This window comes from Bacillus sp. HY001 (assembly GCF_007558965.1).
Taxonomy (GTDB): Bacteria; Bacillota; Bacilli; order Bacillales; family Bacillaceae_G; genus Bacillus_A; species Bacillus_A mobilis.
Genome location: NZ_VLTE01000039.1, coordinates 13913 through 29277, shown reverse-complemented (window position 1 = coordinate 29277; position 15365 = coordinate 13913). Strand labels below are relative to the sequence as shown.

The 15365-nt window shown below is 34.5% G+C and carries 16 protein-coding genes; 4 read left to right on the top strand and 12 right to left on the bottom strand.

The annotated features are described in order from the left end of the window. Positions 1-39 precede the first annotated feature (39 nt). The 6 genes from FOT98_RS33470 to FOT98_RS19325 form a co-directional block, all read right to left on the bottom strand. Positions 40-567 carry a VanZ family protein gene (locus FOT98_RS33470; protein ID WP_144291122.1) on the bottom strand — a complete coding sequence of 176 codons (528 nt, stop codon included), beginning with the start codon at positions 565-567 and terminating at the stop codon, positions 40-42. Between the two features lie 169 nt (positions 568-736). Beyond that, a complete protein-coding gene (locus FOT98_RS19345) occupies positions 737-2062 on the bottom strand; it encodes a bifunctional S-methyl-5'-thioadenosine deaminase/S-adenosylhomocysteine deaminase (protein WP_116758360.1) in 1326 nt (441 codons plus the stop codon). 53 nt (positions 2063-2115) lie between these two features. After that, entirely contained in the window at positions 2116-2475 is a 360-nt protein-coding gene (locus tag FOT98_RS19340; RefSeq protein ID WP_063263779.1) for a YunG family protein, read from the bottom strand. Between the two features lie 27 nt (positions 2476-2502). Beyond that, positions 2503-2946, bottom strand: coding sequence for a GNAT family N-acetyltransferase (locus FOT98_RS19335; protein WP_063263778.1), 444 nt, complete (start codon positions 2944-2946; stop codon positions 2503-2505). A gap of 214 nt (positions 2947-3160) precedes the next feature. Then, positions 3161-4675, bottom strand: coding sequence for a succinyl-CoA:acetate CoA-transferase ScpC (scpC, locus tag FOT98_RS19330; RefSeq protein WP_063263777.1), 1515 nt, complete (start codon positions 4673-4675; stop codon positions 3161-3163). 127 nt (positions 4676-4802) lie between these two features. After that, a complete protein-coding gene (locus tag FOT98_RS19325) occupies positions 4803-5447 on the bottom strand; it encodes a LytTR family DNA-binding domain-containing protein (protein WP_061676664.1) in 645 nt (214 codons plus the stop codon). Positions 5448-5790: 343 nt separating this feature from the next. On the opposite strand from FOT98_RS19325, the gene FOT98_RS19320 reads away from it, so the two are divergent. Continuing rightward, positions 5791-6771 (top strand): serine hydrolase domain-containing protein, encoded by a 981-nt coding sequence (locus FOT98_RS19320; RefSeq protein WP_063263776.1) that lies wholly within the window; start codon positions 5791-5793, stop codon positions 6769-6771. Positions 6772-6824: 53 nt separating this feature from the next. Here the strand turns inward: FOT98_RS19320 and FOT98_RS19315 are convergent, their stop codons facing one another. Together FOT98_RS19315 and FOT98_RS19310 are read right to left on the bottom strand one after the other, a co-directional pair. After that, positions 6825-7430 carry a pentapeptide repeat-containing protein gene (locus FOT98_RS19315; protein ID WP_063263775.1) on the bottom strand — a complete coding sequence of 202 codons (606 nt, stop codon included), beginning with the start codon at positions 7428-7430 and terminating at the stop codon, positions 6825-6827. Between the two features lie 55 nt (positions 7431-7485). Continuing rightward, complete coding sequence (locus tag FOT98_RS19310; RefSeq protein WP_063263774.1) at positions 7486-8409, bottom strand: alpha/beta hydrolase; 924 nt, start codon at positions 8407-8409, stop codon at positions 7486-7488. Between the two features lie 204 nt (positions 8410-8613). Here FOT98_RS19310 and FOT98_RS19305 point away from each other — a divergent pair, with 204 nt between their 5' ends. Beyond that, on the top strand, positions 8614-9375 hold the full coding sequence (locus FOT98_RS19305; protein WP_063263773.1) for a DODA-type extradiol aromatic ring-opening family dioxygenase: 762 nt from the start codon (positions 8614-8616) through the stop codon (positions 9373-9375). A 53-nt stretch (positions 9376-9428) separates the two neighbouring features. Here the strand turns inward: FOT98_RS19305 and FOT98_RS19300 are convergent, their stop codons facing one another. From FOT98_RS19300 to FOT98_RS19290, 3 genes are all read right to left on the bottom strand, one after another. Beyond that, positions 9429-10643, bottom strand: a complete 1215-nt coding sequence (locus FOT98_RS19300) for a multidrug efflux MFS transporter (RefSeq protein ID WP_063263772.1) — start codon at positions 10641-10643, stop codon at positions 9429-9431. Positions 10644-10810: 167 nt separating this feature from the next. Next, positions 10811-11662, bottom strand: a complete 852-nt coding sequence (locus FOT98_RS19295; RefSeq protein WP_063263771.1) for a GNAT family N-acetyltransferase — start codon at positions 11660-11662, stop codon at positions 10811-10813. Positions 11663-11680: 18 nt separating this feature from the next. Next, positions 11681-12397 (bottom strand): DUF554 domain-containing protein, encoded by a 717-nt coding sequence (locus FOT98_RS19290; protein ID WP_063263770.1) that lies wholly within the window; start codon positions 12395-12397, stop codon positions 11681-11683. Positions 12398-12613: 216 nt separating this feature from the next. Between FOT98_RS19290 and FOT98_RS19285 the strand changes: the two genes are divergently transcribed. Both FOT98_RS19285 and FOT98_RS19280 read left to right on the top strand, forming a co-directional pair. Further along, the gene (locus FOT98_RS19285; RefSeq protein ID WP_063263769.1) at positions 12614-13717 is read left to right on the top strand and encodes a CapA family protein; all 1104 of its coding nucleotides are present in this window, start codon (positions 12614-12616) and stop codon (positions 13715-13717) included. 52 nt (positions 13718-13769) lie between these two features. After that, positions 13770-13997 (top strand): hypothetical protein, encoded by a 228-nt coding sequence (locus FOT98_RS19280; RefSeq protein WP_063263768.1) that lies wholly within the window; start codon positions 13770-13772, stop codon positions 13995-13997. Between the two features lie 90 nt (positions 13998-14087). Here FOT98_RS19280 and ilvA read toward each other — a convergent pair whose 3' ends face one another. Then, positions 14088-15350: a threonine ammonia-lyase IlvA gene (gene ilvA / locus FOT98_RS19275; protein ID WP_063263767.1), complete on the bottom strand. Its 1263-nt coding sequence runs from the start codon at positions 15348-15350 to the stop codon at positions 14088-14090. Positions 15351-15365 lie beyond the last annotated feature (15 nt).

The window sequence follows — 15365 nt, the reverse complement described above, 5'->3', positions numbered from 1 at the left end:
GAATTCAAGAAAAATTAAACCACCTATCCCCTAAAGAATTTAGGGAACAGATGGTTTAGGTGTTTTGATCGGTGTCCCGTTTTCGGGGTTCACTTCATAATTGTGAGGTTTTTTTATTTTAATATAAATCAGATATAATATGTATCCGATTATGCAAGAGATTTGATTCAATATTACATCATCTATATCCATAGATCCTAAATAAGTTATATATTGTATAATTTCAATTATAAGTATAATAATGAGACAAACAATCATAGATTTTACGAATTTTCTTTTAGATGGGAAAACAATTGGAATTAAGAATCCTAAAGGAATAAAAGGTATTATATTTCCAAAAACATTTATAAAACTAGATGTAACATCCATAATGGAACTATAAGAATTTATAGTTCTAAAGGGAATAAAATTCGTTCTGTTCCCTCCTAGTTCATGTATGTTTCGATAATTATCTTGAGCCATATTTATGACATCTTGTACATTACCAAAAAATTTAAACACAACGAAATTAATTAATAAGGCAATATAAATCCAAAAAGATACCTTCCAAAATTTAGTTAGATTCATACTAGAAGTCCTTTCAAAACAAAAGTAAATTCACCTAATTTTAACATATAAATCCTAAAGTATTAGTTATTTAAAAAGATACGCATTTTTCAAAATTATACACCTCATAAAAAAATTTCAAACACAAAAACAGGCTGTGGAGAAAGCCTTCTCCACAGCCTAAAAATATCTATCTTTGCAAACCTCGTTTATAACGACTCGCTTCAAATATAATACGCTCTTCATCTAACGTTTTACATTCGCCATTCCAAACGACACGTTTTCCGTTAATAATAACATCGCTAATATCTTTTCCACTAGCAGCATATACAAGGTGCGATAATACTTCGTCTGCTGGTTGTAAATGCGGCTTATTAGATGGGTCAATTGTAATAAAATCAGCACACTTTCCAACCTCAAGTGATCCTGTTTGTTTCATGCCGATTACTTCAGCAGCTCCTTTAGTCGCAAGTGTAAGAGCTGTTTCAACTGGTAACGCTGTTGCATCTTGATGAATGCCTTTTTGTAATAATGTTGCTATACGCATTTCTTCAAACATATCTAAATTGTTGTTAGAGGCCACACTATCTGTTGCAATTCCTACTTTCATTCCTGCTTCTAGCATCGCTTTTACATTCGCTATACCAGAACCTAGTTTTAAATTACTATTTGGGTTATGTGCTACTCGAACATCATGTTCTGCTAAAAATGCACGCTCATTTTCATTTAATACTACACCGTGTGCAATAACTGTTGGGCGTTTAAACAACCCGCAACTTGCTGCATATTCTACTGGACGTTTTCCGTACTGTGCTTCAATATCACGTACTTCACGCTCTGTTTCTGAAAGATGAATATGAACCATCGTTTGATTTTCTACTGCAATACGTGCGCATTCTTCTAACAGTTCTGCACTACATGTATATGGACTATGCGGTGCAACCATCGTAGTTAACATACCACTTTCGTTATAGTAGCGCTTCACATATTTCTCAGCTTCCTCAATTGCTTTCTTTTCATCGTCTTTCGTTCCGAAGCTAAATAAAGTTCTTGAAACAGCAGCTCGCATTCCACTCCTTGATACCGTTTCCATAATTGCATCTTGATCTACTCCAATTGGATTAAACATGTCAGAGAATGATGTTGTACCACTTTTCACCATTTCAAGTAATCCTAATTCCGTACTAGCAACCGCAAGCTCTGGCGTAAACTGACTTTCAAGTGGCCAAATTCTCGTCTCAAGCCACGGTTGTAATAACATATCATCGCCAATACCTCTTAAGAGACTCATTACAACGTGTGTATGTGTATTTACAAGCCCTGGTAAAACCCACTTTCCTTTCATGTCAATTACTTCATCTACTGCAAAATCATTAGCGAATTCTCCGCTCTTTACATCTATAATTTGATCATTTTCTACAATGATATATCCATTTTCTATCACTTCGTTTTGTTCATTCATCGTTACGATTGTAGCGTTTACATAAGTTGTTTTCAAAAGTATTTCCCCTTTCAACTCTATGAAGTTCCCTTTAATAAGTTACCACCATTATAGTAACTTATTAAAGATTAAGAGTCAAAAGGTAATTTCAATTCTTTCATTATCTTTTCCTTCAAAATGCTATATTGTTTTTCATTTGTATCTGCAAATGCTTCTTCCCGGTTTGATTCCACATCCAAATAGTTCAGGTTTTCATTGAATTGAGACTCTGTAAAATCAAACCTATATCCATTTATACAGTTATAAAAGTGCCACTCCTCTCCAACTTTTGTCTTTTTGATTTCCCCTCCGTCTATATCTTGAATTACTAGAGCCGTTACACCACACTGTCCATTTGCTGGATTTTCAAGAGTCCACTTTGAACTTGTTTCAATCGACCAGGATTTTATAAGTGCTTCATATATTCTTTTTGCCTTTACATTATCCATTCTCAGCTTCTCCTACTATTAATAGTTTTACACATCATATTTCAAAAGGGGCAGTAATCGGTCCTTAAAAACCGTTGATGGTGTCTCTCCGATTAACTTTGCTCCCATTTTCAAATAATATCCTTTTGCATTCGGATCACTATCAATCGTAAAGCTTTTTATTCCTAGTTCATTTGCTTGCTCTATTACAAACTTCCACATTATTTTCCCATACCCCTTTCCTTTGTAACGAGGATGAATGTATAAGAAATCGAGAGCTTTATCGTTACGTAAAAATGAGAAAAACCCAATCTTCGTATTATCGTTTTCTAAAACATATACAAAATTATTTTTTATGTATTCATCGGTAATTGTTAAATCTTCCTTACAAGCAAGTATGAATTCTTCGCTATAGTTCCACGTTGCTTTTGAGTGTAGTGCAAGTTCACTTAATTCATTTGCTTCACTTACTACCGCTTTTCTTATCTTCATGATTCTTTCTCCTCACCTTCAATATGTAACCTATTAAAATGATTCGAAAAAATAATTTAAAAAACCTCTTATTTCCGTAAATAAGAGATAACTTTTATAATTCTTCAGAATAGGTAACAATTTATTAAAAGAAAAAGAACACCATTCCTGAAAATTGGCGTTCTTTTTCTTTTAACCTGTATAGCATATTATATTAAGAATCATTTTTACACTTCTAAACAGTTTCTACTACCTCTTCAAGCATTGTTCCATTTTTAGCATAATTCGTATGCCAAGAAAAAGCTTTTTCTAAAATATGAGGAGTTTGTCCACCTCTTGTTTTTGCTTCCTCGTAATAAGCTCTTAGCTGGTCACGATACATTGGATGTACGCAATTCTCAATAATAAGTTCCACTCTTTCTCTTGGCGCAAGCCCTCTTAAGTCAGCATACCCTTGTTCAGTAACGATAACATCTACATCATGTTCCGTATGATCTACATGAGAAACGAAAGGAACGATACTTGAAATGTTACCACCTTTTGCAATCGATTTCGTAACAAATATAGCTAGACGTGCATTTCTCGCAAAGTCACCAGAACCACCAATACCATTCATCATCTTTGTACCTAAAACGTGAGTAGAGTTAACATTTCCGTATATATCTAATTCTAAAGCAGTATTAATCGAGATCAATCCGAGGCGGCGAATGATTTCAGGGTGATTAGAAATCTCTTGCGGACGCATCATTAATTTGTCACGATATTTTTCAAAGTTAGAAAATACTTGTTGCATTTTCTCTTCAGAAAGCGTGATCGAGCAGCAGGAAGCAAAATTAACTTTCCCAGCGTCCATTAGATCAAAGACCGCATCTTGTAAAACTTCAGAATACACTTCTAAATCTTCAAACTCCGAATCAAGCATGCCGTGCAATACTGCATTAGCAACTGAACCAATTCCCGATTGTAACGGTGCTAAACTCTTTGTTAATCGGCCTACTTTAACTTCTTCTCGAAGGAACTCTATTAAATGTTGTGCCATAATGACAGTTTCTTCATCTGGAGGAATAATTGTCGATGGTGAATCCAGTTGATTCGTAAACACAATCCCCTTCACTTTTTCAGCATCAATTGGGATACCAATTGTTCCAATTCGATCATCCGTTTTTACGAGCGGAATTGGAAGTCTTTCCCCTTGTTTACCTGGTTCATATAAATCATGCAGCCCCTCTAGTTGCGTAGATTGAGCCATATTCATTTCAATAATAATGGACTTAGCATGTAAGGAAAATGCTAAGGAATTTCCAATTGAAGTGGTTGGAATAATCATTCCATCTTCAGTAATCGCAACCGCTTCCAAAATAGCGACATCTATATCCATAACGTCAGCACGAAGTAACTCTGCTGTATGAGATAAGTGCTGATCTACAAATAAAAAGTCTCCGTTATTAATTCCTTTTCGCATAGTCGCATCGGCTTGGAAAGGCAATCTTTTCCCTAAAATTCCTGCCTCAGCAAATAATTTATCTACATCCGAACCTAAAGAAGCCCCTGTATAAACATTTACTTTAAAAGATTTATCATTCTTCACTCGATTCACCAGCGCAAATGGGACTGCTTTTACATCCCCAGCACGTGTAAATCCACTTAACCCTAAAGTCATTCCACTTTCAATCCATGAAGCTGCCTCTTCAGGTGTAACTACTCGATTTTTGAAACGTTGATCCCTAATTCTATCTAAATTATTCTCCATATGTAATCCCTCTCTCAATGAATATTCATAATTATTTTACACATTAACACTATCGAAATAGGGATTTTTGTACACAATGCCGAAAATTCAGATAAAACAGCGAATCTAGGTTCTAAAGCAGAAAAATTTAGAATCCTAGAAGCTTACGAAAATAGCTAGCGTATGACTGACTCACTGGTACCCTCTCTCCGTTATCCATAGAAAGTACAAAAGTAGAATGTGTATCAGGATAAATCGCTTTAATATGATTAACATTTACAATAAAGGAACGGTGGCATCTAATAAAGGAATCTTTCGGCAACAAGTATTCGAATTCTTGTAGCGAGTACTTATGTGTTCCTGTTAACTCTTCTGAATTCACATACGTCTTTTTATCTTTAGCTTCTAAATACATGACCTTTGAGAAAGGAACCGGAACCCATCCGTCTGTTGTTTTTAAAGTAACGACTGACTTCCCATCCGTTAAAGCGGGATAAATTGCCGTCACACAACCTTCAATCTTCTCATTATTTGAAAACGGTACGGCCATTCCATGATAAGGAATACCGAAAACATCTCGATTAATAAACTCAGAAGCTTTTTGCTTCGTTACCATTGCTTTATGAGCAATCGTCCCTTCCTTAATAGGATCCCCGGCGCTAATCTTTAAATCAATTCGTTTACTTGGCCGATAGTAAATATATTCTTTCGTATTCGAAACAGCGATTGATATTTCATCTGAAAATAATTCCCCAACAACATCTAGTAGTATACCTAATGTTTTATCTTCCATAGTATGAACACCTCATTTACTATTATACTACTATTATGAACGGGCAGCTGTTGCTTTTACATGTAGTGCAAGTTCACTTAATTCACTAGCTTCAATTACTATCAATTTTCTTACTCCCATAATTGTTTCTCTCCACCTTTAAAATATGAACTACTAAAGTATTGCCCCAAGCAATAAAAACCCTTTATTTTATATAACTTTAAATCAACTTGCTTCTTATATTACTTGCATTATAAAATAGAAAAGTATTCTAAAAAACATTTCATTTAGGGGGGAATTGCCTATGCCGTTGGATTCCATTTCAGGTAACGAATATTCCAACATTTAAAGGAGTGCCTGAAATTTGTTAAACTCATATATCAATTCATCCTTATATAAAAATATCGAAAAATTTAATGGAACAATTTTAATAGTCCATAAAGAAGAGACTCTTTATAAGCAGTCATTTGGAAAAGCTAATTATAATTGGGACATACCTAATACATCTACAACAAAGTTTCGTATTGGATCAATAACTAAAATCTTCACAGCAGTTTCAATTTTAATGCTGGTGGAAGAGGAAAAATTACAGCTACATGATACTTTAGATCGATTCATTCCCGATTTTCCAAAAGGAAATCAAATTACGATCAAGCATTTATTAAATCATACTGCTGGAGTCGGTAATATTACTGCTCAACATGACTTTTTATTAAAATCTTTACAGCCTCGAACACCAGATGAACTAATACAATGGATTATTGCATGCCCCTTTGAATCTAGCCCTGGTGAAAAATTCAATTATTCGAATTCAAGTTATATTATATTAGGAAAAATTATTGAAGTTATAAGTGGAATGTCTTATGAGGAATTTCTTAAAAATAAAATTTTCTATCCAATCTCTATAATGAACACAAGTATTGATTTGAATCACACTATTCAAAAACATAAAGCAACTGGGTATGAGTTACATCCAAACCATGGCCTACAGAACGCATCATTTATTCATATGTCTAATTCATATTCAGCCGGTGGATTAGTTTCTACAGCCGAAGATTTATATAGATTTGATAAGGCGCTAAAAGAAAATCGCTTCTTATCAAGTAGGATGACGTCTCGTATGCTTACTGCAGAATCTTACGGATATGGTTACGGTTGGAATATTGCTATAACTGAAAAAAATAATAAACTTATATTTCATCACGGAGGAATTAACGGCTTTACGTCCTCCTATTTACGATTAATTGACAAAGAGGCTACAATCATCATTTTAAGCAATGTATCTACACTATTAACATCGACTCTTGCTAATGAAATCGCTTCTTATATAGAAAATAATTTTTAAATCTATTATGATTTGAAAAACCGTTCAGCATTTTGAACGGTTTTTCAAACAATTTAGTTCACCTTAGCCCCATAACATCTTGCTACTGCAACTGCCTGCGCTATATCTAATTTCACATTTTTTAAATTAAAACTTGTAAAATCAATTCTATCAACTATCGCTCCTTTTAAATTTGCACCGCTAAGTTTCGCCTTGCCTAATTGTGCACCTGTTAAATCCGCTTCACGTAAATCTGCTTTTTCTAAATTACATTCATATAAGTCAGCTTCAATTAAACGTATACCTTTTAACATTTGTTTACTTAAGTTCGCAAACCTTAAATTCGTATAGGACCAATCGCCCGATATGATAGTTATTCCGTCTAAATTCGCTTCTTCAAAATCAGAGCCAGTCATTTTACATTCTTCAAACTTTGATACGAATAAATTCGCACCAACAAACTTACAATTCGCAAATGTAGTTCCTTTATGGATAGAAGCGTTAAAAAGAGCACCGGTAAAATCACATTCTATGAAATTACAATTTTCAGTATAAACTTCCGATGCATCTATCCCTCTAAAACGGCATTTTATGAATGTACAATTTTTCAATTCCTCTTCTTTAATCAAGACATCTTGAAAATCTATTTCTACATATTCTTTATTAACAAATTCACTCATAACTATTCCTCCATCTTCTTAAAGAAACCTCACTTCAAAAAAGTGAGGTTTCTTCTCATACAATATGCTTATCTAACCATAAAATCAAATCTTGAAATACTTCATCTTTATTTACTTCATGGAACATTTCATGTCTTCCATTTTCATATAAACGCAGCGTTACATCTGTCACGCCACATTTTTTATAATTTTCATATACTTCTTTTACACCTTTCCCCATATCCCCAACTGGATCACGATCTCCTGAAAAAATATGTATCGGAAGGTTTTTCGGTGTTTTCTTGAACTCTTCTAGTTTATTTACTTCTAATACACCAGAAAATAATTCTCGATAAAAACTCGTCGTACAAATGAATCCACATAACGGATCCGCAATATATTTATCAACTTGATTATTATCTGAAGATAACCAATCAAATTTTGTACGATTTGGTTTAAAGTGTGAATTGAAGTTTCCGAAAGATAAAAAGTTTAGCATCGGACTTTTCGTTTTTTCTCCGCGTAATTTCATCTCAATTGTCGCTACTTTATGACCGATACTTCCTAAAAGCCCTGGATTTCCACCAGTTCCTGAAATAAGGAATCCATCATATAATTCACCTTTCAGTTGTACAGCACGTCTTGATAAAAAAGAACCCATACTATGTCCAAGTAAAAATAACGGGCATGTCTGCTCTTTTCTTATCGTTTCTGATACAAAAATAACATCAGAAACAGCCTCATTCCAACCTACATTTGGTTTAAAATGACCATAATCTTCTTCTCTTTTCACTGTTTTCCCATGACCTTTATGATCATGTGCATAAACACCATACCCTGCTTCTAATAACGCAGCAATAAAGTCTGTATAAACACCTGCATGTTCTGTCATACCATGTGCAATTTGAATAATCCCTCGCGGATCTCTTTCTGGTAGCCACTTACGTAAATAAATTTCCGATCCATCCAATGCCGTAACGAAACTTTCCTGTACGTTCATTTCGTCAGCCCCCAACTCTATTATGTATATTAAAAAATGAATATCCATTCATTATTCTTATTATGTATTATATGCAATTGCCTTCATTATGACAAATGACTCACTTTTCCAATTAGCTCTTAAACTAATATATTGACGAATGTAAAATAAAAATGTATAGTTACTTACATAAAGTAATTATTATATTTTTGGGAGGTTTCTATTATGATGCCATCATTATTTTTAGCACACGGATCACCGATGCTTGCTATTCAAGATACAGACTATACAAGATTTTTAAAAACACTTGGAGAAACATATAAACCGAAAGCAATTGTTATTTTCACTGCTCACTGGGAAAGTGAAGTATTAACGATTTCTTCATCAGATAACGAATATGAAACAATTTATGATTTTGGAGGGTTTCCTCCTGAGTTATACGAAATCAAATATCGTGCGAAAGGCTCTTCTAACATTGCATCTATGTTAGAAACAAAATTTAAAAACAAAGGTATTCCAGTCCATCATAATATGACGAGAGGTTTAGATCATGGCTCATGGACACTCTTGCACCGCATGTATCCAGAAGCAAATATTCCGGTCGTCCAAATTTCAGTCAATCCATTCCTTCCTGCAAAAGAGCAATTTAAGATTGGAGAAGCGCTTAAAGGACTTGGAAAAGAAAATATTTTAATAATCGGTAGCGGTGTTACCGTTCATAACTTACGAGCTTTGAAATGGAATCAAACGACACCCGAACAATGGGCAATTGAATTTGATGATTGGATTATTAAACATATGCAGACTACTGATAAAGATGCATTATTTAATTGGGAGAACAACGCCCCTCATGCACAATTAGCAGTACCAAGAGCAGAGCATTTTGTTCCTTTATTTATCGCTATGGGAAGCGGTGAAAATAACGGTGAAATCATTCACCGCAGTTACGAGCTTGGTACATTAAGCTATCTTTGTCTTCAATTTTAAAGAAAAGGATGAAGCAATCGTTGCTTCATCCTTTTTCTTTTTCATTCACTTAGTTAACTAACTTCCAAATGTCGTTTCTCTGATACCTCTTCGTTCTTATTATGAAAATAAACCCAAATGCACGCAATAAATAGTAATGATGAAGTAGAGAAGAAAACATATTGGAAGCCCGCATGTGCTGCAATTTGTCCACCAAGTACTGGTCCAATCATATTCCCCAGAAACTGAAACGATTGATTATATCCAAATATTCGTCCCGTTACATGGGTTGGTGTATGTTGTTTTAGTAGAGTTTGTACGGAAGGTAATAATCCTGCTTGTGCGATACCTAATAAAAATCGAAGAATTAATAGTTGCCAAGCTGAGGTTACAAATGCTTGCGGGATAAAAATAATTCCTGCAGCAAACAACGCTACAACTAACGTTTTTTGAGGACCGATTTGATCTGATAATCTTCCTAGTCTTGGTGCTGCCAAAATAACCGCTAACCCTGTCGCTGACATAACTGCGCCTGCAATCATTTCAATATGAGCTGTTCCTGGGCCTTCTAAATTCTTTACATACAATGTAATAATAGGTTGAATTGACATGTTTGCAAGTTGAATAATAAATGTTGTTACAAACAAACTAATAATTAAATGCTTCGCTGGAACCATCGTCCATACTTTTTTCGTTTGTACTTTTTTTGCTTGAGCGGAGTGATTCTCTTCATGTAGGAAGAAAAAAACGATGAGAAAAGAAAGGAATAAAAAAGCTCCTGTAACAAGAAAAACATGGCGCATTCCAATTAACTCTGACAAATAACCACCAAGTAATGGGCCAAGTAAAGAACCGCTCACGCCACCTGTTGAAATTGTGGAGATTGCCCAACCTGAATGTTCTTTCGGAGTTTCTGCCGCAATAAATGTCATCGCCGTTGAAAGGAAACCAGATACTGCTCCCATTAAAAATCTTAGTGCGACTAGTTGATACACATCCGTTACAAATCCCATAAGCGTCATAATAATCGCCATACCAAGGCTCGCACGAATCAGCATCAATTTCCGTCCATGTATATCACCAAGTTTTCCCCATATTGGTGATACGATCGCACCCATTAAAAATGTTATACCAAATGCAAGTCCCGACCACTGTGCAATACTTGAAGTGCCAGTTACTCCTAATTCCTCAATATAAAAAGATAAAAAAGGAATTACTAAACTCATACCGGCTGCAGTGGTAAAACAACCTAGCCAACAAATCATCAAATTTCGTTTCCAGCTGGCCATTTTCACACCTTCTTTCTTTAGATACCCATTCTACACCCTTTCTTGTAAAAAGTTTAGTAATTTGCTTTATTTGTAAGATTTACTACAAAACCCGCTATTTTCTAGTAAAAATCACTACATCTCTACATTTTTTTCATAAAAAAACCAACTCCCCTATATGAAGTTGGTTACTTATTCTCTATCGGTATTAAACGCGCATTACAATTTCTCTCATAAAACTCAATCGGACCTGCTTGTCCAATAATTGCGTATTCATATCCATCTTGCTTCATACTATGTAAACAACGATGTAACAATTGCTTCCCTACACCTTTCACACGATTTTGCTTTGCTGTGCCCATTGGACCAAACAATCCTTTCTTCCCTCTCACTACATCGTAACAAGCGAAACCTACTATCACTTCTTCTTGTTCTGCTATATAAATAGGTATATTTTCTTTATATGTACGAAATCCATACTCTATTGAATGTAACCAACGTTCACCAAATTCCCCATTAACAAAACTTGCTAATTTTTCAAAATCAGAAGGGTTAGCCTTTCTAACAGTACAAATTAAATGATTATAAGTAGGATCAAAACATTTTAGATCGACCGCTAAATCTCTTGGCTCAGCTAGAATACGTAATATATCTTTTTGTATTTGTGCATTTCCAATAAACGTATCCGCGCGAAATAGTGCATCTATAACATGTCCTTCATTTATTATTACTTGCTGGAAACGTTCCATACGTTTCTTCGCTATTTGTAAAATTTCTAGCACCTTATAAGATAATTTATATTGTCCTATTTTTTTATACTCTTGATCCGTCAAATCATCTTGTTTTCGTATCGAAAGTTTTTCTAAAAAATCCGTACCCAAGTTACGAAACAAATACATATACAACTCGCTGCAAACTCCAGTGCCTTCATTACACATGCCGATAAACAAATGAGCTGGTTGAATAATATTATTTTCCGCCTCTTCTGCTGCAATCTGTAATATGTTATGAACACGTTTTGTAAATTGAAATTCCTCCATATGTACCTTCATCCCCTACTACTTTACTATTAAACCGTAACCGTAAATAAGTGAAACAATTATTCCAACTACCAATATACCTGGCAGTAAATTTGCCACTTTAATTTTAATAATACCAAGTAAGTTCAATCCAATGGCGGCTATCATAATACCACCTGTAGCTGTCATTTCCACTATAAATTGATTCATTAATGCTTTCGGAACCAAACTATTAATTTGTGTTGCAAAAACCGCAATACCTCCTTCGTATAAAATAACTGGAATTGCCGAAAACACTACACCAATTCCTAAAGTTGTCGTTAATATAATAGAAATAAATCCATCGATAATCGCCTTTGTAAATAAAATATCATGATTTCCGCGAATCCCGCTGTCGAGTGCACCAAGTATCCCCATCGCACCAATTGCAAAAATTAAAGTAGCTGTTACAAAGCCTTCTGATATGCTTCCTTTCCCTTTCGATCCAACTTTATTTTCTAGCCAATCTCCTAACTGTTTTAACTTTCCCTCTAATTGTAGCCATTCCCCGATGACGGTACCAATTACAAGACTTAGTATGACAACAAGGAAATTTTCACTTTTCAATGCCATTTGAAGTCCAAGCACAGTAACCGCTAAACCGATTGCATGCATAATTGTTCCCTTCATACTTTCTGGAATTCTACTAAATAATTTACCTAGTAAAGTACCAAATATAATACAAATCCCATTTACAACTGCTCCTAATATAACCATTTCTCATTCTTCACCCTTCGAATTCTTTATTTCTATATTTTGGTTTATTCATTGATTTACAGGTTATCTATATGTTAACTTAATATTGAGAATATTAACAAATGTTTTTCACTACATAAACCGCAATTTTTTGTAGTTATACATAAAGTGAAACTTTAACTAACGCGGGTTTTACTGCCTACAAATTGCGGTATAAACTCAAAAGGGAAGGTATTTATGACAACTTTACTAAAACGATTTCTGTTAATAGCCTTTTGCATTACACCAATTGTTTTATTAGTTAACTACTCTTTTACTTCAAAAGCGAAAGACAAATCCAATTTGCAAAACAAATCTAATAAAACCGCTTCAACAAGTGAAAAGAAAATAGAAGACCCGGAAATCACACTCACCTTCTCTGGTGATACAATGTTCGATTGGCAATTACGTCCTGTAATCGAAAAAAACGGGGCCGATTATCCATTCCAGCATGTTAAAGAAGAAATAACAAAAGCTGATATTTCTTTCGTTAATTTAGAGTCAGCATTTACAACGAGAGAAAAGAAAGCTCCTGGACAACTATTTTGGATTAAAAGTGATCCCTCCACACTACAAGCGATAAAAAACACTGGATATGACATCGTAAATATCGGAAATAACCATACTCTTGATTATGGGCAAGATGGATTATTAGACACGATTTCTCACGTAGAAAAATTAAAGTTCCCTTACATTGGAGCCGGAAAAAATGCAAAAGATGCATATACAGCACGTGAAATGACCGTAAAAGGGAAAAAGTTCAAATTTCTTTCCTTCGTTCGATTTATGCCTGATACGAATTGGGTAGCTGGTGACAATAAACCTGGTGTTGCGAACGGATATGATTTAAATCTCGTAACAAAAACAATTAAAGAACAAAAGCAAGATGCAGACTATTTAATCGTCTATATGCATTGGGGCGTTGAAAAATCAAATCGTCCGGTAGAATACCAAAAGCAATATGTTCCTAAAATGGTTGAAGCAGGAGCTGACGCAATTGTCGGAAGTCACCCACATTGGCTTCAAGGATTTGAGTATTATAATAAAGTTCCTATCGCTTACTCATTAGGAAACTTTTTATTCCCAAGTTATGTGAGCGGGAAAAGCGCCGAAACTGGCGTATTAACTTTAACTTTTAAAGGAAAGGATGTCCAAATGTCATTCAATCCTTACATCATTCGCAACAACCAAATCTCCCCTGTAAATGAGGACGAAAAGAAAAAAGCTCTACAATATTTACAAACAATTTCAACTGACGTAGAAATTGATGATACAGGGAACATAAAAAACAAACGAAACTAGACACCGCAAGATTTATTTCTCTGTAACATACTTTACAGAATAGGTGATGAACATGCTGAAAGACTTATTAGAAAATGTAAGTTTGTTAGAGAATATTTATAAAATATCTATAGCCGTTCTACTTTTATGTTCATTTTTTTCTGTTAGACTTCTAAAAAAACTAAAACGTGAACGAAAGCTTACTACCTTTGAATTTACTATGTATGTAATCATTCGTATTGCGATATTCTTTTGGTTAACTAGCTTTATCCTTCTTGAATATGGAAAATATATTGTTTAATTATAAAAAGATAGATACAAGCAGCATTTCCGCTGTTTGCATCTATCTTTTTTATTTCAGGTACAACTGTATGTTTCCTCTTTCCTTCTATTAAATAAGTAAATCAAACAAAACAGGATTTTTATTCAGCTCCATAAATTGAATATTATTTTCTTTAAAACGAGTAATTAATTGCTCATAATCCTCTTTATGTTTTAATTCTACGCCGACTAACGCTGGACCATTTTCTTTATTATGTTTCTTAATGTATTCAAAGCGAGTAATATCATCTCCTGGCCCTAATCCTTTATCAAGAAATTCTCTTAGCGCACCTGAACGCTGCGGGAATTCAATGATGAAGTAATGTTTTAGTCCTTCATAAATGAGCGAACGTTCTTTCATTTCTTGCATTCTATCAATATCATTATTTCCACCACTTAGCGTACATACAACCGTTTTACCTTTTATTTCATCTTTGTATAAATCAAGCGCTGCAATAGATAGTGCACCAGCAGGCTCAGCTACAATTGCATTTTTCTTATACAGTTCTAAAATCGTCGTACAAACCTTCCCCTCTGGTACTAAAACAATGTCATCAATTACATCTTTACACGTTTCAAATGTTAACTTTCCTACCTTTTTAACAGCTGCCCCATCAACAAAACTATCTATTTTCTCCAATGCGACATTATCATTTTGAAGAAAAGCCTCTTTCATAGATGCAGCTCCCATTGGCTCTACACCAATGACCTTTGTAGCAGGACTAACACCTTTAACATATGTACCAACACCTGATGCTAATCCACCACCGCCAATTGCTGTAAAAATAAAGTCAACCGATTTCTCCATATCATGCATAATTTCAACTGCCACTGTTCCTTGACCAGCAATAACATACGGATCATCAAACGGATGAACGAACGTCATTCTATTTTCCTCACAATAGCGCTGTGCTTCTTGGAACGAGCTATCAAATGTATCACCAACTAATACAATTTCCGCAAAATCACCACCGAAAAATTGTACTTGCGATACTTTTTGTTTAGGCGTTGTCGTCGGCATGAAGATTTTCGACGGAATCTTCAATAAATTACACGTATAAGCAACTCCTTGCGCATGATTGCCAGCACTTGCACAAACAACGCCGTTTTGTAATTGTTCTTTTGGTAAACTTTGAATTAAATTGTACGCACCACGAATTTTGAAAGAGCGAATCAATTGTAAGTCTTCTCTTTTTACATAAACGTCACAATCATATTTCTCAGATAAAACTGTATCACGTTGTAACGGTGTTTTAATAACGATATCTTTCATGCAATTATGGGCCATTAAGATATCTTCAATTTTCACTCTCTCCTTTACCTTCTGCACCATTTCATATCATCCTTA